The sequence below is a fragment of the Algoriphagus sp. oki45 genome (assembly GCF_036245605.1).
Lineage (GTDB): Bacteria > Bacteroidota > Bacteroidia > Cytophagales > Cyclobacteriaceae > Algoriphagus.
Genome location: NZ_BTPC01000002.1, coordinates 610,656 through 628,902 on the forward strand (window position 1 = coordinate 610,656; position 18,247 = coordinate 628,902).

Genomic DNA, 18,247 nt, shown 5'->3' on the forward strand with positions numbered 1-18,247 from the left:
TTAGTATGATTTGCGTGAAGTGAAGTCAATTTCGTTTCCAAATAAGTCGACTGTTCCTTTTCCTTTGGTTAATTCAGCCATAACCATTTCTTGGGATTTAATCATTTTGTCGGAAATAATGTGTTTTAAAGAGATTTTCTTTTTCAAAAGCTCTTGTCCAATGAGTTTGCTTCGATGGCACTCCTCTGGTTTTGATTCACTACACATAATAGCAATCTTGATTTGCTTTTCATTAGCGGTTGTCAACCTTTCAAGCCCTTCTTTAAAAAAGTCCTTTTCTTTAATAAGGTCATAAACAACTTTTCCATTATAGTCATAACAACTTCTATCTTCAGGAAGTCCTCCTAAAGTGTCACCAACAAAAACATACTTGATTCCCTTTTCTTCAAGTTTAAACTTCAATTCGTTTTGATTGAATTGGGGATTCCACTTTGAAAATGGTTTTGACCGAATATCTAGAAGAAATTGGATTTCAAAAGCATTAAGTTCTTGAATAAAGTCCTCAATTTTTTTGTTCCCGTGTCCTATTGAATATACTGTTGTTCCTTTCATATTGCTAATTTAAGCACTTTGAAGTTTATTAATACCTGACACAATCGTCAGGGTCGGACATCATACATCCTGTTTCAGAATCTCCTCCACAAGCGTCACAAGTCCAATAGTTCGTTACTTCAAGGATTTCGCTATCCTTAATTTCAATAACGTCAGCAATGAGATGTTCGTTGCTTACTTCTGTTTTTTCTAATGTTGTTTCCATATTCTTGTTGTTTGTTGGTTCTTAAAATGCACCCTAACGGTCTCGCATAAACGGCGTAGCCAGCTTTTGCTGGCTATGAACGTTTTATGCATTGTTATAGCCAGTTTTCTTTTTTCTTTTATTTATCAAGTATTTAGAAATTCGATAGAGAATAAATCCAATCGCAAGTAGATTTAGAATTATCCAACCATTAAAGCAAATGTAGGTTACTTTCTCAGTTAATGTCATACTTTCTAAACTCCAATATGGACCTTCACTTTCCTCATAAAAATCTTCATAATTCATGAGCATAAATCCTAAGAAAATATAAACTCCCAAATCAACAATTATTATGATTATGGTTAATAGTATATTTTTCAATGTTAGAATACTCTTCATTTTATAAGACTTACGGAATTACTTGAACTCTGTATTTAATTTTTGGATATTCTCCTGAAATTGTATCAATATCAATTCTTCTTAGCCATAGCTCTCTATTATTTGCGATACTCTTTCTTTCCATATTTACGAGTTCATCAATTTCAGATAATTCACCTTCTCCTAATTTTTCAATTATTTTTTGAAAGTTCATCGGTTTTACTTTTTCGTCAATCGTGTAAACCGTTTCAAATCTCACTAATTCATCTCCGTTAAATCTCAAAAAGATAATCGGATTAATTTGCAAATTTTCGATTTTAATTTCGTTTGGAATTTTCAAGTAATTCTTGACATCATCGCTATTATCAGAATTTACATCTAATTTCAATTTCCCTATTTTTCCATTTATTTCTTCATATTTATCTCCAAGTGAAATTTCATGATTTTGATAGCCAATTGGAACTTTCCATAATTCACTTTCATTTTTGCACGCTAAAAACGAAATCATCATTATTGAAAGTAAAATTTTGTTATTTGTAATCACTTTATTTTTTCTTTTTTAATTGGCTATAACGGTCAAGTATAAGCGTAGTGCGGGTTTTCGGAGCAATACACTGTCCGCTAGCACGAACTTTGATAGATGCCAAAATACCAAATTTTAGCCACTTCGCCCGCATTACGCTTATACAATGTTGGCGGTAGTTTTTTTATTCAATTCTCCTTAATACCCCCTTTAATTTTGCTTCAACTCCAAGATTATCAAAAAGTTTTTCAGTCAATGTTAATGTCTTCTTGAAAGCTGTTTTAATATCTGTCGGATCTAATTCTGATGTTGTCTGCTGAAATAACGAATACCAATATGGATCTATGTCTTTTTCCAAGCTTTTTGTTGGACTTTCCCAATGTTTGGTTTGGTATGTTTCAATTCTTATTAACCAAAGTAAATATTTTTGAACATTTGATAAGCTTTGGTAAGCGTGAGCAAATTCCTGTCGTTTAATTAAGTTGCTTGTTGTAAGTAAAACATTCAACAATGATTGGCTCAACCACAGGATATTTTCATTTGTTGTTCGATCAGGTACTTTAGTTTTTATTTCTTTGAGCGTGTTAGTCAATAAATCTTCTTTATCTACTAAAATCATCTTGTCAAAGTCGCTAAACTCTACCAAACCGTCCCACGATTTGATAACTTCCATTTGGTCGTTTGTCAAAAAATGAAACTCCCCCCTTATCATATTTTCAAAAATGGCAACTTCACTTCCATACTCGTTGGTAAAATATAATGCCAAAGGATGAATTTGGCTTACCCAATTTTCAGCGGAAAATTTTTCTTTATCCTTCAAGAAGATGTAGAATTCAATATCTGAATATTTGTCCCCTTCATTTTTGGTAAATGACCCGTACATAAATACGGCAGAAATATTTTTATCATTTTGAGCTATTGACTTTGTTTTGTCAATCATTTGTAACTGTGTCATTTTCTAATTTTTTAATATTAACAATCGCCCTTTCTACTTTGCGTATTAAAGGATATTTCAATTCTTATTCTATCTTACAGTTACTTATAGCTTCATTTTCTTGAATGTTTTTCGTTGTTAATTGTTTCTTCAAATTACCGCCAACATCCGTATAAATCTATCTTCCCTTTCCAGTTTCGTGTATATCCGTTATGTGCGGGGTGGATTTGCCGGCTGTTTCTGAGGTCAAATTAATCAATTCGGTGATTTGGTCAAGCGGTGACACCACATTTTTGTTCGAAACTGCCATTACATGACTGTAGATTTCAGTGGTTTTGCTGCTTGAATGCCCCAATAATACTTGGATCATCCTCAGATTGGTCCCGTGCTGCAGTAAATGAGTCGCAAAGCTATGCCTGAGTGTATGAACTGTAGCCCAAGGATTGGCTCCGCTTTTTTGTACAGCAGCCCTGAAGATATTCTGAATGCTTTTGACTGAATATTGGCCTCCTTCCTGCCCTTCAAATAACCAATAGGATGGCTTGTATTGCTTGTAATACTTTCTCAATTCCCCCAGCAACACCGGCGATAGGACTGTTTTTCGATCCTTTTTATTTTTCGATCCTTTGATAAATAAGTAGCCCTCGTCTGAGTGGATATCCCTAATGCGAAGTCGAACGGCCTCGCTAATCCGAAGTCCTGCACTGTAAATGGTTAGCAGGATTGTTCTATGTTTAAGATTGGATGTGGCTTGAATTATTCCAGCAATTTCTTCCTTGCTTAAGATATTGGGAAGTGTCTGCGAAGATTTGGGGCGCTGAATCTCATAGTATTCTCGGGGTTTTCCCAACACATGTTCATAGTAAGCCTTGATTGCATTGATCAGGCTATTTTGAGCAGATTCAGAGATTTTATACTTGTTGATTTGATGGTAAACAAAACCTTCTATTTCTTCCTTGGTGATTGAGCTCAGCTCCCTTTGCTCAAAGAATCTCAAAAACTTGGAAAAGGCTGTGGAATAATTCCCCAATGTAGATGGACTATAGGCCTTCAGCGTAAGCTTTTGCCGAAGTAGATCCAATGCTTCCTGGCTTCGCTCAGAAAGGGAAAAAACCGGTTGGGCCTGTACCCGATTCTCCCTATCCTCTTCAATTAGCTTTTCACCGAATAGCTTCCTCACTTGATTTAGATTCTGGGGAGTATTCACCAGACTCCAGAGCTTCTGGGAAGGATGATAAAAGCTGGTGTTGATCTTTTTGAATGCCTCCCGTTCTGATTTAAGGCTGTAAGGAATATACACCTTAAATCGGCCTGATTTCTCTCTTGGGATATATAAAACAATCTTTTCCATCTTTTTGGCAGAAAAATAAGTCATCCGATAATCTGAAACCGACAACAAACGATTATTGTCGATTGTAAGCGTTTGTTGTCGGGTAATTGTAATTAAATCCAGACCCGTTGATTTTATCCTTTTCTAAAAAATATACAGGTGAACCGTAAGCTCGGCTCGGGATTTGGATCAATTCTCGCCAGTTAATTAGAGCTTCTTATTCCAATTGTGGGACTGCTTTTATGTAGGGTATGTTCCCCCATTTTGCTATCTGGCATTGCAAAAATTCTTCTCCTCCATAAGCAAGGTGCAAGCAAGCCTGCCTCTACTCCGTTTTCTATAGGATAAGGTTTCAATCAAAAAGCCTGTCCATGGGTGTTTTTCATAATCACTCGGGCCACTGGAGGTAGGTGCTGAATAAGCTGCCGGGCAAAAGTCGAGGAACTGCCTGACCCAAAAAGCCGCTGCACCTGCCGGCCTACCCATAGCCGCTTTTCAAAGGCTCCTCTCCAAAGCCTTTCGTAGGCAGTTTCGATTTCTTTTCTCGATTTGCCGGTCTCAAGGGCTTGTACAGCCAGGATTCCCGAATGAATGGCCATGGCCATGCCGTTTCCGCAGAGGGGAGTGATCAGCCCTGCCGAATCCCCGGTCATCAGCAGGTGGTTTTCCACCGGTTTTTTGGGCTCAAAGTTGATTTCGGTGATCACCTCGGGTTTATCAAAAAGAAACTCACTCTCCGTCCAGACTTTTTTCAGAATGGGGTTTTTCCAAAGGACCTCCTCTTCCATCGCATCAATGCTTCCGTAGGTCCTCAGCTGCTCCCGATCCCCGAGGTAGCAGAGATTGAATTTCCCCTCCTCTATGGCATTGAGTCCGCAATATCCCCCACGGAAGTTGTGCAAAGCCACCGCATCCCGCACATAGTCGGTCCGGACATGGTATTTGACACCCAAATAGGGGCTTCTTTTTTCGATAAAGGACCTGCCCAGCTTCTTGTCCAGCTTGCTTCTTTTGCCGAAGGCGCCGATTACCTGGTTTGCAAATACCTCCTGATGATTGGAAAGGGCAAGCCTAAACCGGTCTTCCTTCTCCAAAAACTCAAGATCTTCCACTTGGATGCCCGTAAGGCATTGGGCACCTAAGTTTCGGACTTGCTGAAAAATCCAATCATCCAGGACAAACCGGCTGATCCCGAATCCGCCCAAGTCCAGTGGAAGCTGCACCCGCTGACCCGAAGTATCACTGAATTCAAAAGTTTGGATTTGCGGCAGCTCCATTCCCTCCGGTAAAAGGCCATGGGTCTTCAGAAAGCCCAGTGCTTCATTGGAGAGGTATTCCCCGCAGACCCGGTGAAAGGGGTAGGACTTTTTCTCGATCAAAACCACCTCATGTCCGCTTTTGGATAAAAGATAAGATGAAACCAAGCCTGCCAGACCTCCTCCTATGACTGCAATTTCAAATTCGTACTTCACGGAATGCCTTTAATTTGTTGATTCAACCGCTTATAAAAAAATAAGTTTCCCTAGGCTCTAATCTACCCAATTGGAAGTTACTTTAATTCGACAAATCAATTATCAAACCATGAATAAAACACTACCCAAATTACTGAGGAGAACGGCTTTTGTTTTTGGGGTGATGGGTGCTCTGATCAGTTCGGAGGATACCTTTGCCCAGAAGAAAAAGAAAAAAGACGATTCCAAGCCAGCTGCCACAGCACCGGCGGCTCCGGCAAGACCCCAAAACGGGGGAAATACCAATGGTCCCAAGCCTTACAAAGAGGTCATCACCAATAAGGCCAAAACCAAGGACGGACTTTTCAAAGTCCACGAAATCGAAGGCAAGTACTTCTATGAGATTCAGGATTCCCTGATGGGAAGAGACATGCTGATGGTCGTCAGAATTGCCAAGACTGCCGACGGCATTGGATATGGTGGAGAAAACACCAACAATCTGATGGTTCGCTGGGAGAAAAACAATGACGACGTCCTTCTGAAAGTGGTATCGGTTAACAACTATGCGGCCGATTCCCTTCCTATCTCCATGGCGGTGAAGGCATCCAATCTGGAGCCCATCCTACAGAAGTTTGCCATCAAATCCAAAGGCACTGACTCCACCGGTACGGTGATCGAAGTGACTGACCTCTTCAGCAAAGACAATCAGGCTTTGGGCTTGCAGAGAAACAGAAGAACTCAATATAAGGTGTCCCGACTGGATACAGACCGATCTTACATTTCCCATATCAATTCCTATCCGATCAATATCGAGTCCAGATATGTGCTTACCTATGCAGCGTCTGAGCCTCCATCAAACAGCGCCACAGGTTTGATCACTTTGGAAATGAATGCATCCATGATCCTCCTACCTAAGGAGCCGATGATGCAGCGATTGGCTGACCGCAGAGTGGGTTGGTTTGCCAGATCCTATGTGGACTATGGAGCTGATGAGCAAAGAGCTTCTTCCAGACGCTATCTCGACCGTTGGAGACTGGAAGTGAAGCCGGAGGATATGGAGAAATTCAAGCGGGGAGAATTGGTGGAGCCAGTGAAGCCGATTGTTTACTACATCGACCCTGCTACGCCTAAAAAGTGGGTTCCTTATCTGAAGCAAGGGGTGGAAGATTGGCAAAAAGCCTTCGAAGCCGCGGGTTTCAAAAATGCAATTATCGCCAAAGAGGCTCCAAGCCCTGAGGAGGATCCGACCTGGAGTCCTGAAGATGCTCGCTACTCAGTGATCCGGTACTTTGCCTCTGACATTCAGAATGCCTACGGACCTCACGTCTCTGACCCACGCTCCGGTGAAATCATCGAGTCCGATATCGGATGGTATCACAACGTAATGAACCTATTGAGAAACTGGTTCTTCATCCAGACTGCTGCCGTCAATCCGGATGCCAGAAGCGTGAAGTTTGACGATGAGGTGATGGGTAGATTGATCCGATTTGTATCTGCTCACGAAGTAGGACATACTTTGGGCCTTCCTCACAACTTCGCCTCCTCTCATGCTTACCCTGTGGAAAAACTTCGAGATGCTGCCTTCACCAAGGAAATGGGTACTGCTCCATCAATCATGGACTATGCTCGATTCAACTACATTGCGCAGCCTGAGGACAAGGGCGTAAGTCTGATGCCAGACGTAGGTCCTTACGACAAATATGCCATTGCTTGGGGATACCGACCGATTCCGGAAGCTTCTACTCCAGAGGAGGAATTGGCTACTTTGAACCAGTGGATTTTGGACAAAAAAGGAGATCCTGTCTATCGCTACGGCCGTCAGGGCAATAGCTACGATCCGACTACTCAGTCTGAAGACTTGGGTGACAACTCCATGAAGGCCTCCGAATATGGTATCAAAAACCTTCAGCGAATTGTCCCTAATCTGATCGAATGGACTGCAGAAGCAGACAAGCCTTACAAGGATTATGCAGACCTGAATGAGATGTATGGACAGGTTATTGGTCAGTTTAACCGATACATGGGCCATGTTCGCACGCATGTCGGCGGTGTGATGGAAGTTTACAAGTCTTCCGGTCAAAATGAAGCCGTCTACACACACAACTCCAAAGAAATGCAGAAGTCTGCCGTGGACTTCCTCAACAAGCAGCTTTTCGCTACTCCTTCTTGGCTGATGGATGAGAGTATCATAGCCCGAATCGGCGACTTTGGCGCTTTGGAGAGAATCCGTGGCATTCAGGTGGGTACCTTGAATGGTATCCTGGAGTGGGGCCGTTTGGGTCGGGTGATCGAAAACGAAGCGATCAACGGCAACGAAGCCTACAAAATCACCGAGCTGTTCGATGACCTTCGAAAAGGAATCTGGACAGAACTTTCTGCCGGAAGAGCGATCGATGTACACAGAAGAGCACTTCAGAGAGCTCATATCGAAAGACTGGAGCTTCTCCTGACTGGAAATGAGCCGAACTTGCCAGCTCAGTTTAGAGCTTTTGCAGGTCCTCAGATCAATGCCTCTCAATCGGATATCCGTCCAATGGCCTTGGGCGAACTGAAGACTTTGAGAACTCAAATCCGAGGAGCGATCGGACGTACCAGCGACCGAATGAGCAAGCTTCACTTGGAGGAGGCAGTAGATCGAATCAATAAAATTCTTGCAGAATACTCCGGAGAATAATCAAAAAACAAAGAGGCTATCTCAAAAGTGAAGTTTGTCACATTGAGTTTTAAATTCTCTTCGAACCTACAAAAAGGTAGTAATTGTTCATTCACCTTTGAGTAGGATCAATGTCACCTTGAGCGGAGTCGAAAGGTCCTCGTACTTCCCGACTCTCGTCGGAAAGGTGCTCGGACTGACGCATTTTCCGATCATTAAATTCATCCGTCATTGGTAGCAAAGTCGAAATGTCGTCCAAAAAGCTGGAAATGGCCTTCGACTCCTGTCACCCTGAGCACTTGAGAGACGATAGTCTCGAAATCGAAGGGTCAGGCTGACAACGAAACGATTTATGAGACAGCCTCTTTTTTTCATGCTTTCAAATTTTGAGTTAATTTGAGATCAAATCAGAATCATGAGTAGTCCCGAAAAAATATTGAAAAGCCATCAGCTGCGAATTACAGACTGCAGGCTGGAGATCATTCAGGAATTTTTGGATAAAAACATTGCCCTTTCCCATGCAGATCTCGAGGAGATGCTGAAGGATAATTTTGACCGGGTGACGATTTACAGAACGTTGAAGACCTTTCTGGACAAGGACCTGATTCATAAGGTCCTGGACGATGGTGGCGCGACCAAATATGCCCTTTGTGCTCATGGAGAAAATGAGCATGATCACAGTCACGAGCATGTGCACTTCAAATGTGAAGTTTGTGGAGAGACGACTTGCTTGGATGATATCAATCTGCCTGAGGTTTATTTGCCCAAGGGATTTGAAAAAAAGGAAATGAGTCTATTGGTGCAGGGTGTCTGCGACAAGTGCCACTAATAATCTACCGGTTCCGGAGTTTTTGTCTTTTTTGGAGAATCAGAAGGCCAAATGACTCCCGGAGGCAAGTCAATTTTAGGTGGTGTGAAATTCTCTATTCCTCCATCTCCATCATCGTTGTTGCTTTTTCCCTTCCTCAGGGAATTTTTTGTCATGGTAGCAACGAAATAAATCAGGATGACATACGCCACACCGCACAAGAAGAGATCGATCACAAGACTATTCATGGCTAAAAATTTTTAATAAGATAAATCAATACTGCTTTTAAGTCAATGGTTTGGCCTTTTTGTTTTTGGGTTTTGCCTGATAATGAATGAAGTCAGCTTGCTTAATCTCCAAGATAGGTGGATATTTGCGGACTCAAATTCCTGACTGATGATTATTAAAACCAAAAAATACCAACTCGAAACCGGCACTTACATTAAAATGGGACTTGTATCCGTTCTCAAGGAACAGTGGTGGGTCATTTTAATTGCTTTGGCTATTTGCTGCGGATATTTTTGGATTGCATCCATTTGGTGGATTATCGGTGCACTGATTGCTTATGGTCTTTATGTCTTGTTTTGGGCCATTCAGTTTACCGGAGTCACTCAAATGGAGCAGAACAAACCGATTTTCCAGAAGATGGGCTATGAAATTGACAGCCGTCAGATTCTCATGAAGATCAATGCCCGTGAAGGGATGCCTGTACAGTGGAACATGATCAAAAAGGCAGAAATGACCAAAGATGCATTTGTCCTTTACCTTTCCAAGGCTCAATTTATTCACTTGCCTTTTCGCATTTTCAATTCGGACAATGAGAAGAAGTTTCTCGAAACTATCCTGAAGAGAAAGGAACTCATCAAATAAAAAAGAGGCCCTCGATGTAAAATCAAGGGCCTCTTTTCGCATTTAGTCAATTACATGGATGGAAGGATCACTGTGTCGATTACGTGAACGACTCCATTGCTAGCCTCGATATCGGCTGCAGTCACGGTAGCATTGTTGACCATTGCTTTTCCGTCTTTCAAAGAGATCGTCACTTCCTGACCTTGTACAGTTTTGGCTTTCATGCCATCTTTCAAGGTAGAAGACATCACTTTGCCCGGCACCACATGGTAGGTCAATACCGCAACCAGCTGAGCTTTGTTTTCAGGCTTCAACAGGTTTTCTACAGTACCTGCAGGAAGTTTTGCAAAAGCATCATTGGTAGGAGCAAATACGGTGAAAGGACCGTCTCCCTTCAATACGTCCACCAAATCGCCAGCCTTCACAGCTGCTACCAAAGTGGATAGAAACTCAGTCTGAACCGCCAAGTCGACGATATCCGCATCAACTTCATGTACAGATGTAGTTTTGTTGGTAAAAGAAGATGCCAACACTACGGTCAACACCATCAGAGTGGAAAGTAATTTTTTCATGGGTAGATATTTTTTTGGTTAGTGAGATTCGAACAGGCTGTTTAAGACGAATGTTTTTCCAGCCTCTGTTAAGTAATTCGAATGGAAAAATGAAGGTAGAGTCGGGAGATTTTGGGGATTGACGGAGAATTTCGGCGCTATGCCTTGTCCTTTTGGAGTTTTTCGGATATTTATTCCATGCAAATAAAGCTGATCGCCATAGGAAAGACCGACCAGGCAGCCCTACAGAATTTGGAAAAAGACTATTCCACTCGCTTGGGATATTACGTTAGGTTTGATTTTGAGCAAATTCCCGACTTGAAGAATACCAAGTCCCTCTCGGAAGCAAGCCAAAAAGAGAAGGAAGGGGAACTGATTCTCAAAAAAATCCAAGCTTCGGATGAGGTAATTCTTCTCGATGAAAAGGGAAAAAGCTTCACCTCAGAGGAGTTTGCAGACTTTTTGCAAAAGAAAATGAACTCAGGTCTCCGTCAGCTCATCTTCGTCATCGGGGGCCCCTATGGCTTTTCAGATGCAGTCTACGCCCGTGCAAATGGAAAAATGGCCCTTTCCAAAATGACTTTTTCCCATCAGATGATCCGGCCGTTTTTTATTGAGCAACTCTACCGGGGCATGACCATCCTCAGAAACGAGCCTTACCATCACAAGTAATTTCTTAATCAGCTGATGACCAACATTTTTCCTATTTGTTTTGTTAATGTTAACAAATTGTTAAATTTGGACCTATTCATTAACATTAGCTTCATGCCCGATGAGGAATTTACTACTCACATTGCTGATCCTTTCCGGACTTGTCCTTCAGGGCAAGGCCCAGGAATTGTTGGGGTCTAGTGAGGGGCTGGTATTTTCTACAGAGGTTGAAAAAGCCCTTTGGGATGAAGGAGATTCCAATCTTTTCCAACTTTTCAGAGCGGTACAAGCCAAGTCGGAGTATTCCTCTGACAGCTGGGTGGAACTGGTGGAAGAACTGGATTCCAAAGCACAAAAAAGCGGGGATCAACTAGCCCTGCTTAGACAGATTTTTCAAAAAACCCATCAGCGGCTACTCAAAAAGTACGAACAGCATTCCTCCTTCAATGCGATGCTTTCTGAAGGTAAATACGATTGTGTCAGCGGGTCCGCTGCTTTAGGATTGCTTTTGGAGCGCTACGGTTTTGAGTTTGACATTGTGGAGACGGATTATCATGTCTTTTTGGTGGTCAATCTGGATGGGAAAAAAATTGTCTTGGAAAGTACCTTGCCTGTAGGCGGTATGATCACGGCGCCTTCTGAAGTTCAGAATTATCTAATTGCTTATCAGCCTGAAAAAAACGCTCAGCGATACAGCTTAAATCAAACAATTGCAGGGCCTGTAGTGGACTATTCCGACAACTCTACTTTTAGAATAGTGACTTTGAGAGAGCTGGCCGGACTTCAATACTACAACGATGCCATTGTGCATTTCAACAAGCAGGCTTACGGAAAGGCCGTCGATCAGCTTTCCAAGGCGTATTTGCTGTACCCCTCAGATCGGATTGACGGACTTCGGGATCTAAGTATTGACTTAGCTTACAAGTCCTACGGCTACGATCTGAGAAAATAAAAATGGCCTCCTGAATTCTCAGGAGGCCTGCTTTTGCTCAATCACCCCAATTGAGTAAGTCTGAAAAAATCTATTTTTCTGAGGGGATTACCTCATAATGTTGACATCCGTAAAGCTGCCATTGGTAATATTTACCTCTGTGCCACCTCCCAGTGCGGGTCTCGCCTTGAAGGAGAATGTACCGGACACCTTGTTGTTTTCCAACTTAGTAATTGTCAAGGTGCCTGAAATAGCATTGTGAACCACTTGATCAGACGTAATCCAAACTGCATTTCCTGCCAGGTTGAAGTTGCCCGTCCGCTCTTCGGTCATCGTCAAAGCCAAACTGGATCGATCTGTAGCACCTGCGCCGATTGCAAAAGCAGTGAATCCCGCCACGTTTTCAATTCTGCTGTTTCCAGCACCCTTCCAGGCTACTCCATCGATAGTCATTTCCACATTCAGTGCACCTTGAGGGACTTCATCATCGCTGGAGCAAGCCATAAAAGCCAATACAAAAGCCAAAAGGGCTAATTTTCTTAAAATTTCGATTGTTTTCATTTCAGTAAAAGGTTTGGTAGTAAAAGATTTCTTACCAAAATTACCGGACCCTTTACTTCCAGTCCATAAGGCAAATGCCCTAGATTCTAGGGCATTTTTGAAATAGTTGGAAAATAATCAGTGATGATGATGGCCATCGGGGCCATGCGCATGCCCATGCTCGATTTCTACCGGTTCTGCATCCCGTACTAGCATCACCTTTCCCTCAAAATAGAGGTCAAATCCTGCCAAGGGAGGATTAAAATCCATGTGAACTCCTCGATAGTCCACTTTGGTGATTTCCCCACGCATCTGATTTCCTTTATCGTCCTGCATAGGAATGACCTTTCCCACTCGGAGAAGATCCTTATTCTTTTTTCCCTCTTCTTTGAAATTGGCCTTGGGAATGATGACTTTTTTATCTTCATCGTAATCTCCGTATCCGTTTTCGAAGTCTATAAAAACGGAAAAAGTATCTCCAGCCTCTTTTCCGGAAATCGCTTCTTCAAACTTGGGAAGTACATTTTGGTAGCCAAATAGAAAATAGAAGGGATTTTCTTCAGATACCGTCTCAAAAAGCTCCTGCCCGGACTCTCCGTCATCCACTTTTAGGGTATAGGATACAGCTACGACTTTGTCTTTTTCTGCTTTCATAGGGTAAATGGGCTGAGATTATTGAAATAAATAGGTGAGTCCGATCTGACCGACAAAGTTCTTTCGGTCATATCCGGGCACAAAGTACTGATTGGGATCATTCTCCAAAAACCACTTGTAGTTGAGCGTATTGACATATTGGAATTTACCTGCCAACAGGAAATTGCCAAATTTCCACTCCGGAGTCAAGGAGAATACCAGATCCACGTACTTGTTACGGAAGTCCTTGGAAGCTTCATATCGGTAGTAGTAGAAGTCATTGTTGTATTCAATTCGTTCAAATTGTAGCCCGATCTTTCTTAAGCCCTCTACCCAAGCCACACCAAAGAAAAGTTGATTGCTTGCCGGACCGTTGCCAATGCCTAAGACCTGCCCCTGATGCGTATATCCGTGTCTGACATGGTCATGAATGTACCAAGTTCGGAGTTGGCGAATGTCTTCTCGGATCGTCTGTCCGGACAGGGTCATTTCGGAGCTCAGTTCAAGAAATCGTTTGGGATTTTTGAGTCCGACCAAATGAGCAAATCCGAAAGTGAAGGCCCTTCCCGACTCCGGAGTGGTGAGAAAGTCGTTTAGCCTTCTGTCATTGTCCCGGGTGCCATATTCCCCATAAAATTCAAATCTCCCCTCAGGACTGAGCCAACGGAAAAATCCAGAGCTGAATTGTTGTCTTTTCTCCTGAATTGGATCGTACACATTTTGGGCTTTTTTTCTACCGTTGAAAATAGGTAAAGCATCTCCCAAGCTGCTTACATCACTCCGGTAGAGATGATTGACAGTTCCATATCCTAAGAATAGGCCGGGGACCCACTTAGGCTGATAGGTAAAAATCAAACCGGATAGGTAGCGGTTTCCATCCTCACGCTTGGGTATGTACACGGGGTTTTGCTGAATGGTATAGTCCGGCCAAGGAGGCAAGAAGTCGGTGCTCTTCAGAAATCCAGAGATCAATTGACCTTCAAACCCTCCGAGAATGGTCTGAACGGGTTTTCTTGTATTCAAAGTGAAATGCAGGAATCCCGGGGCATTGTTGCCTAGCAAAAGGGAATTTCTCCTTCCGGGTCCCCACCACAGATTCTCTGAGGAGATCCCGATGGAATATTCCTTGTGATTAAACCGAAGGCTAGACTGTCCCAAATAGAACCGATTAAATGCCTCTTCACCGAATCGCTCAGGCATATCGATTCGGTTCATGTATTCATAATAGAATAGAATCGTAGCCTGATGCTCGATGGGAAATCCCAAGTAGTCTTTGTTTTGAGCCAAAAGGATTTCAGGCTGAAATTGCAGGGAAAATTTACCGTACTCCACGTAGGCTCCCGGACTGATCACTTGCTGAAGTCCCCGATTGGGAATCATGGCCCCATCGTTCACCCCAAAAGCATACTCAGAATTGAATTGCATCCTGTAGGTCCCCGGAAGGGTAATAAACTTGCCTTTGCCTTCTTTTCCGAATCTCCAATGAAAATAGGAGTTGTCCAAGTCCACCACCGAGCTGTCTAAGTCAAAGCCATGTGCAATTCCCATTGCGTCGGCTGGGTAAATCGGTCGGATTATAAAAGAAGAAGTGGAATCTACTTCCCCCATCAGCTGCAATCTTCTCAGGTAATCATCCAAAACAGGTGTGCCTACAGGGATGGTCTGTGCTTTGGCAGTCCAGCAGATTCCCAGAAATGCAAGGATTATCCATCCTAATTTATGTCCACTCAGCCTTCTACTCATCATCTGTTCGTTTGGATGGCTTCTACCATAATATTTGAAATCGACCAAGACTCATCGCAAATAGGGTCCGGAGAATTCACCTGCTTCAATTCTGCACCCATGAAGACTCTCACGGATGGGTTGCTATGCTCAATCAGCTCCTCAATTCGGTATCTGGTCGTATAGTTTGCAAAAGCACCAAAAATGCAAAGACCGGGTAGGTTGGTCTGAATAGCCCCAGTTTTAGGTCTGTTTTGTCTGAAAAAGGTGTTTGGATAAGACTGGTACAGGCAAAAGGTTGATTCGCAGGGCGAATTGGAGAAGGTAGTCCGAAAAGTCTCTGCACCATCCAAACCCAGATACCAATAGTCTGGACCGGAAATGCCATCGTCCGGATTCCCATCCCAGCTATCATGAATCAGGATTTCTACCGTGACTTTGATGAAATTATGAGCAGGAAGATCCTGCAGATTCACCGCTACCTGTTCATTGTGATAGATACCGGCAATCGTGTCATTTCTCCAAATAAATAGTTTGCCATTTTCAAATCCCGCCAAATTCAAATCCGAAAAATCATTGGAATAAACGGTAATCTGATTTTCAACGGTTTCAACGCAGGATCCGCATACCAAAGCTATCCCAAAAGCCAGCCCCGCACTTCCGCGCTTTAGCCAATCAACTATTCTCATGGATTGATTTTTACTCAAAAATAATTTCAGAGCAAATAAACAAAAAACCGACCAAACCCCGGTCAAAGATCGGATAGATTGCCTTTCTAAAAGCAGGATTACTTATTTTTGTCGAAAACTTATCTTTCTTATCCATGGCAATTTTTACCGTGGTCGCAGGTGCAAGACCAAATTTTATGAAAATCGCACCGATTATTCATGCATTTCAAAAAAAACAGGCTGAAGGCAAAGATTTACACTTTAGACTGGTACACACCGGGCAACATTACGATAAAAAAATGTCCGGGGACTTTTTTGAGCAATTGAACATCCCGGAGCCTAATGCGAACTTAGGCGGGGGTGGAGGTACCCAAGCTGAACAGACAGCGGCCATCATGATCGCCTTTGAAAAAGAATTGATGGAAAATCGCCCGGACTTGGTGATAGTAGTGGGGGATGTGACCAGTACCTTGGCCTGTTCCATTGCAGCCAAAAAACTCCAAGTCGATGTGGCTCATGTGGAAGGAGGAATTAGGTCCGGAGATCTCAGCATGCCGGAGGAAATCAACCGAATGGTGACTGATTCGATTACCGATCACTTTTTTACTACCTCTGAGATTGCCAATACCAACCTGAGAAAGGCCGGAGTTCCTGAGGAAAAGATTCATTTCGTAGGCAATACGATGATCGATACGCTGAAGGCCCAAATGCCCCGATTTAAAAAGCCGGAAGGAGAGATTTTTGATCACCTTGAGCCCAAAAACTACTTCGTGATGACCATGCATCGACCGGCCAATGTAGATCAGGAAAATTCACTCAAAGCCATGATCGATGCGATTCTGGCGGGTACAGGTGGTCTTCCGATCGTTTTCCCGGTTCATCCCCGCACGGCGAAAAATCTCCAAAATTTGGGCATTAACGCCCCAAATCTTCATTTGGTGGAGCCTTTGGGTTATTTGGAGTTCAATTATCTGGTAAAAAATGCCAAAGGGGTAATCACAGACTCAGGAGGAGTGACTGAAGAGACCTCCGTGATGAATGTCCCCTGTGTGACTTTGCGGGACAATACCGAACGGGCCGAAACCATCCATCTTGGCACCAATGAACTCGTGGGTACCGACCCGAAGAAACTGAAGCCCTATCTGGATAAAATCATGGCAGGAGAGTGGAAGCAATACCAAGGAATTCCACTATGGGATGGAAAAACAGCCGAAAGGATTGTTGATATTCTTGAATCCCAATACGCATGAGTTCCGTAGATAAGCGGATTGCTGAACTGGTTCACCTCTTGGACATGAAAGCACATCCGGAAGGGGGCTTTTATGCCGAAACCTACCGATCCCCTCAATCTATCCTAAAATCAGGAGGGGAAAGAAGCCTTATTACTTCCATTTACTTCCTTCTGAGGTCTGAAGATGTTTCCCATTTTCACCGAATCCAAAGTGATGAGCTTTGGTTTTGGCATGAAGGAAGTCCTCTGACCGTTCATTTACTGACAGAGAAAGGGCATGAAAAGCTTAAACTTGGGCCTGTGAATTCGGAAGGGTGCAGACCTCAGCACTTGGTGCCTGCTAAGACTATTTTCGGCAGCACGGTGGATGATTCGGATAGTTACGCATTAGTCTCCTGCGTGGTAGCTCCCGGATTTGATTTTCGTGATTTTGAATTGTTCTCTGCTGATGACTTGGCTCCATTGTTTCCGGATGCAGAGGAAATCATTAAAAAGCTCACCTAACGATCAGTTCCCGTATTTGAGAATCAATGCCAACTGACCTGCATGGTAAGCAGTATGGGTGGTGATTCTTCCCAGTGCTTCTGCCTTTGTTTTCCGGCCAAACTCTTTGGTTTCAACCACCTCATCCCAATCCTCCTGAAGAGAAATTGCTTTTTCGAACATTTCAGCTGCATAGCCTGAAATTTCTTTTAGTTCGGCTAGATTATTCCATTCACCCGTATCCTTTCCGGCAATCAGGGTTTTGGCTACAATTTTCACCTCGGATAGTCCAAATACATTTTTTGCAAAAAGCAGCTCTACTTCTGCAATATGACGGATCAAAAATCCGGCAGAATTGGGGCTTTCTCCATTGTGCTTGGAAAGATCAGACTCCTGAGTGGCATCAAGAAGCTTGGTAAATCGTGTTCTGCCTTCTTTCCAAAGGGCAATCAAAGACTTGTTCATAGCGTTTCGATTTAGTCGGTCCAGCCCCAAGGGGCAGCCGGCGGTTCTACGGGTTCTGTTAAGTCAAACCTTACCGTAAATAGGGTTTCCGATCCTAACCTTCTCAAGTTGTAGGTAAATGAAGTGTCGTCCAAAGTAATCCACCAGACATTGCCTACTGCGGCAGGGAGTAGATTGGCAGTAAACTGGTCAGCCGGGAAAAACTGTGTGGTAGCCGAACCGGTATTGCTTGCTTTGCCTCCATATTGAGTGACCCGATCCTCCGACCCGTCTTCATGGCGATGATCATGCTTGAGTTGAATCAATCCATTACCCTCTTGAGTCAAAACCCAAGTACGGGAGCGATCTTCCCCAACAAAAAAAGGAATCCGGATTTTTCCCTCTTCACAGCTTCTGACATGCATGATCAACTTTCCATTGAATCGTGAATCACTTTCCGGCGAGATTAATTTTCCTTCGTAGGCTTTGCCACAATGAGCAGAAAGGTTCTTCCAAAAAGCTTCGGAAGAGGAGAATTCTTGTGCTGACCCAGCAAAGGCAATATTCAAAAGCAGCAATAGGAAAAGGTACTTTTTCAGTGCTTGGTTTTGCCTGTATTTGGGATAGTCTGTTCTGGGTATTTGTAGGATGTTCATTTGAAAAGGAAGTTGAGAAAAATTGATGAGTAATTCAGTAGAAAATGGCCCAAAATGTATGGGTTATTTTGATCC

The 18,247-nt window shown here is 43.1% G+C and carries 22 protein-coding genes; 7 read left to right on the forward strand and 15 right to left on the reverse strand.

Annotated elements, in window-relative coordinates; translation table 11 throughout:
- From AAA942_RS12095 to AAA942_RS12125, 7 genes are all read right to left on the reverse strand, one after another.
- The gene (locus AAA942_RS12095) at positions 1 to 552 is read right to left on the reverse strand and encodes a DUF488 domain-containing protein (protein ID WP_338220530.1); all 552 of its coding nucleotides are present in this window, start codon (positions 550 to 552) and stop codon (positions 1 to 3) included.
- 28 nt (positions 553 to 580) lie between these two features.
- Complete coding sequence (locus AAA942_RS12100; protein ID WP_338220531.1) at positions 581 to 757, reverse strand: hypothetical protein; 177 nt, start codon at positions 755 to 757, stop codon at positions 581 to 583.
- 84 nt (positions 758 to 841) lie between these two features.
- Positions 842 to 1,135 (reverse strand): hypothetical protein, encoded by a 294-nt coding sequence (locus AAA942_RS12105; RefSeq protein ID WP_338220532.1) that lies wholly within the window; start codon positions 1,133 to 1,135, stop codon positions 842 to 844.
- A 10-nt stretch (positions 1,136 to 1,145) separates the two neighbouring features.
- On the reverse strand, positions 1,146 to 1,658 hold the full coding sequence (locus AAA942_RS12110) for a hypothetical protein (RefSeq protein ID WP_338220533.1): 513 nt from the start codon (positions 1,656 to 1,658) through the stop codon (positions 1,146 to 1,148).
- Positions 1,659 to 1,821: 163 nt separating this feature from the next.
- On the reverse strand, positions 1,822 to 2,592 hold the full coding sequence (gene lnu(I), locus AAA942_RS12115) for a lincosamide nucleotidyltransferase Lnu(I) (protein ID WP_135071929.1): 771 nt from the start codon (positions 2,590 to 2,592) through the stop codon (positions 1,822 to 1,824).
- Between the two features lie 157 nt (positions 2,593 to 2,749).
- Positions 2,750 to 3,922 carry a tyrosine-type recombinase/integrase gene (locus tag AAA942_RS12120; protein ID WP_338220534.1) on the reverse strand — a complete coding sequence of 391 codons (1,173 nt, stop codon included), beginning with the start codon at positions 3,920 to 3,922 and terminating at the stop codon, positions 2,750 to 2,752.
- Between the two features lie 335 nt (positions 3,923 to 4,257).
- On the reverse strand, positions 4,258 to 5,373 hold the full coding sequence (locus AAA942_RS12125; protein WP_338220535.1) for an NAD(P)/FAD-dependent oxidoreductase: 1,116 nt from the start codon (positions 5,371 to 5,373) through the stop codon (positions 4,258 to 4,260).
- Positions 5,374 to 5,536: 163 nt separating this feature from the next.
- Between AAA942_RS12125 and AAA942_RS12130 the strand changes: the two genes are divergently transcribed.
- Positions 5,537 to 8,026: a zinc-dependent metalloprotease gene (locus AAA942_RS12130; protein ID WP_445083345.1), complete on the forward strand. Its 2,490-nt coding sequence runs from the start codon at positions 5,537 to 5,539 to the stop codon at positions 8,024 to 8,026.
- 394 nt (positions 8,027 to 8,420) lie between these two features.
- Positions 8,421 to 8,834, forward strand: coding sequence for a Fur family transcriptional regulator (locus tag AAA942_RS12135; RefSeq protein WP_338220537.1), 414 nt, complete (start codon positions 8,421 to 8,423; stop codon positions 8,832 to 8,834).
- Here AAA942_RS12135 and AAA942_RS12140 read toward each other — a convergent pair.
- Positions 8,831 to 9,061: a hypothetical protein gene (locus AAA942_RS12140; RefSeq protein ID WP_338220538.1), complete on the reverse strand. Its 231-nt coding sequence runs from the start codon at positions 9,059 to 9,061 to the stop codon at positions 8,831 to 8,833. The genes AAA942_RS12135 and AAA942_RS12140 overlap by 4 nt on opposite strands.
- Before the next feature lie 148 nt (positions 9,062 to 9,209).
- Between AAA942_RS12140 and AAA942_RS12145 the strand changes: the two genes are divergently transcribed.
- Entirely contained in the window at positions 9,210 to 9,683 is a 474-nt protein-coding gene (locus tag AAA942_RS12145; protein ID WP_338220540.1) for a YcxB family protein, read from the forward strand.
- A 50-nt stretch (positions 9,684 to 9,733) separates the two neighbouring features.
- Here AAA942_RS12145 and AAA942_RS12150 read toward each other — a convergent pair whose 3' ends face one another.
- On the reverse strand, positions 9,734 to 10,234 hold the full coding sequence (locus AAA942_RS12150) for a fasciclin domain-containing protein (protein WP_338220541.1): 501 nt from the start codon (positions 10,232 to 10,234) through the stop codon (positions 9,734 to 9,736).
- 177 nt (positions 10,235 to 10,411) lie between these two features.
- On the opposite strand from AAA942_RS12150, the gene rlmH reads away from it, so the two are divergent.
- Positions 10,412 to 10,885, forward strand: a complete 474-nt coding sequence (gene rlmH / locus AAA942_RS12155; protein WP_338220542.1) for a 23S rRNA (pseudouridine(1915)-N(3))-methyltransferase RlmH — start codon at positions 10,412 to 10,414, stop codon at positions 10,883 to 10,885.
- A gap of 100 nt (positions 10,886 to 10,985) precedes the next feature.
- Positions 10,986 to 11,816, forward strand: a complete 831-nt coding sequence (locus tag AAA942_RS12160; RefSeq protein ID WP_338220543.1) for a hypothetical protein — start codon at positions 10,986 to 10,988, stop codon at positions 11,814 to 11,816.
- Between the two features lie 87 nt (positions 11,817 to 11,903).
- On the opposite strand, the gene AAA942_RS12165 is transcribed toward AAA942_RS12160, so the two are convergent.
- The 4 genes from AAA942_RS12165 to AAA942_RS12180 all read right to left on the reverse strand — a co-directional run bounded on the left by AAA942_RS12165 (position 11,904) and on the right by AAA942_RS12180 (position 15,379).
- Positions 11,904 to 12,356, reverse strand: a complete 453-nt coding sequence (locus tag AAA942_RS12165; RefSeq protein ID WP_338220544.1) for a DUF6252 family protein — start codon at positions 12,354 to 12,356, stop codon at positions 11,904 to 11,906.
- Between the two features lie 117 nt (positions 12,357 to 12,473).
- Positions 12,474 to 12,989, reverse strand: coding sequence for an FKBP-type peptidyl-prolyl cis-trans isomerase (locus AAA942_RS12170; protein WP_338220545.1), 516 nt, complete (start codon positions 12,987 to 12,989; stop codon positions 12,474 to 12,476).
- 18 nt (positions 12,990 to 13,007) lie between these two features.
- The gene (locus AAA942_RS12175; protein ID WP_338220546.1) at positions 13,008 to 14,711 is read right to left on the reverse strand and encodes a capsule assembly Wzi family protein; all 1,704 of its coding nucleotides are present in this window, start codon (positions 14,709 to 14,711) and stop codon (positions 13,008 to 13,010) included.
- Positions 14,711 to 15,379 (reverse strand): hypothetical protein, encoded by a 669-nt coding sequence (locus AAA942_RS12180; protein WP_338220547.1) that lies wholly within the window; start codon positions 15,377 to 15,379, stop codon positions 14,711 to 14,713. Before AAA942_RS12180 ends, AAA942_RS12175 begins: the two co-directional genes overlap by 1 nt.
- Before the next feature lie 134 nt (positions 15,380 to 15,513).
- On the opposite strand from AAA942_RS12180, the gene wecB reads away from it, so the two are divergent.
- Entirely contained in the window at positions 15,514 to 16,608 is a 1,095-nt protein-coding gene (gene wecB / locus AAA942_RS12185) for a non-hydrolyzing UDP-N-acetylglucosamine 2-epimerase (protein WP_338220548.1), read from the forward strand.
- Positions 16,605 to 17,093, forward strand: a complete 489-nt coding sequence (locus AAA942_RS12190; RefSeq protein WP_338220549.1) for a cupin domain-containing protein — start codon at positions 16,605 to 16,607, stop codon at positions 17,091 to 17,093. Before wecB ends, AAA942_RS12190 begins: the two co-directional genes overlap by 4 nt.
- A gap of 3 nt (positions 17,094 to 17,096) precedes the next feature.
- Here the strand turns inward: AAA942_RS12190 and AAA942_RS12195 are convergent, their stop codons facing one another.
- Both AAA942_RS12195 and AAA942_RS12200 read right to left on the reverse strand, forming a co-directional pair.
- The gene (locus AAA942_RS12195; RefSeq protein ID WP_338220550.1) at positions 17,097 to 17,537 is read right to left on the reverse strand and encodes a DinB family protein; all 441 of its coding nucleotides are present in this window, start codon (positions 17,535 to 17,537) and stop codon (positions 17,097 to 17,099) included.
- A gap of 11 nt (positions 17,538 to 17,548) precedes the next feature.
- On the reverse strand, positions 17,549 to 18,172 hold the full coding sequence (locus AAA942_RS12200) for a hypothetical protein (protein ID WP_338220551.1): 624 nt from the start codon (positions 18,170 to 18,172) through the stop codon (positions 17,549 to 17,551).
- Positions 18,173 to 18,247 lie beyond the last annotated feature (75 nt).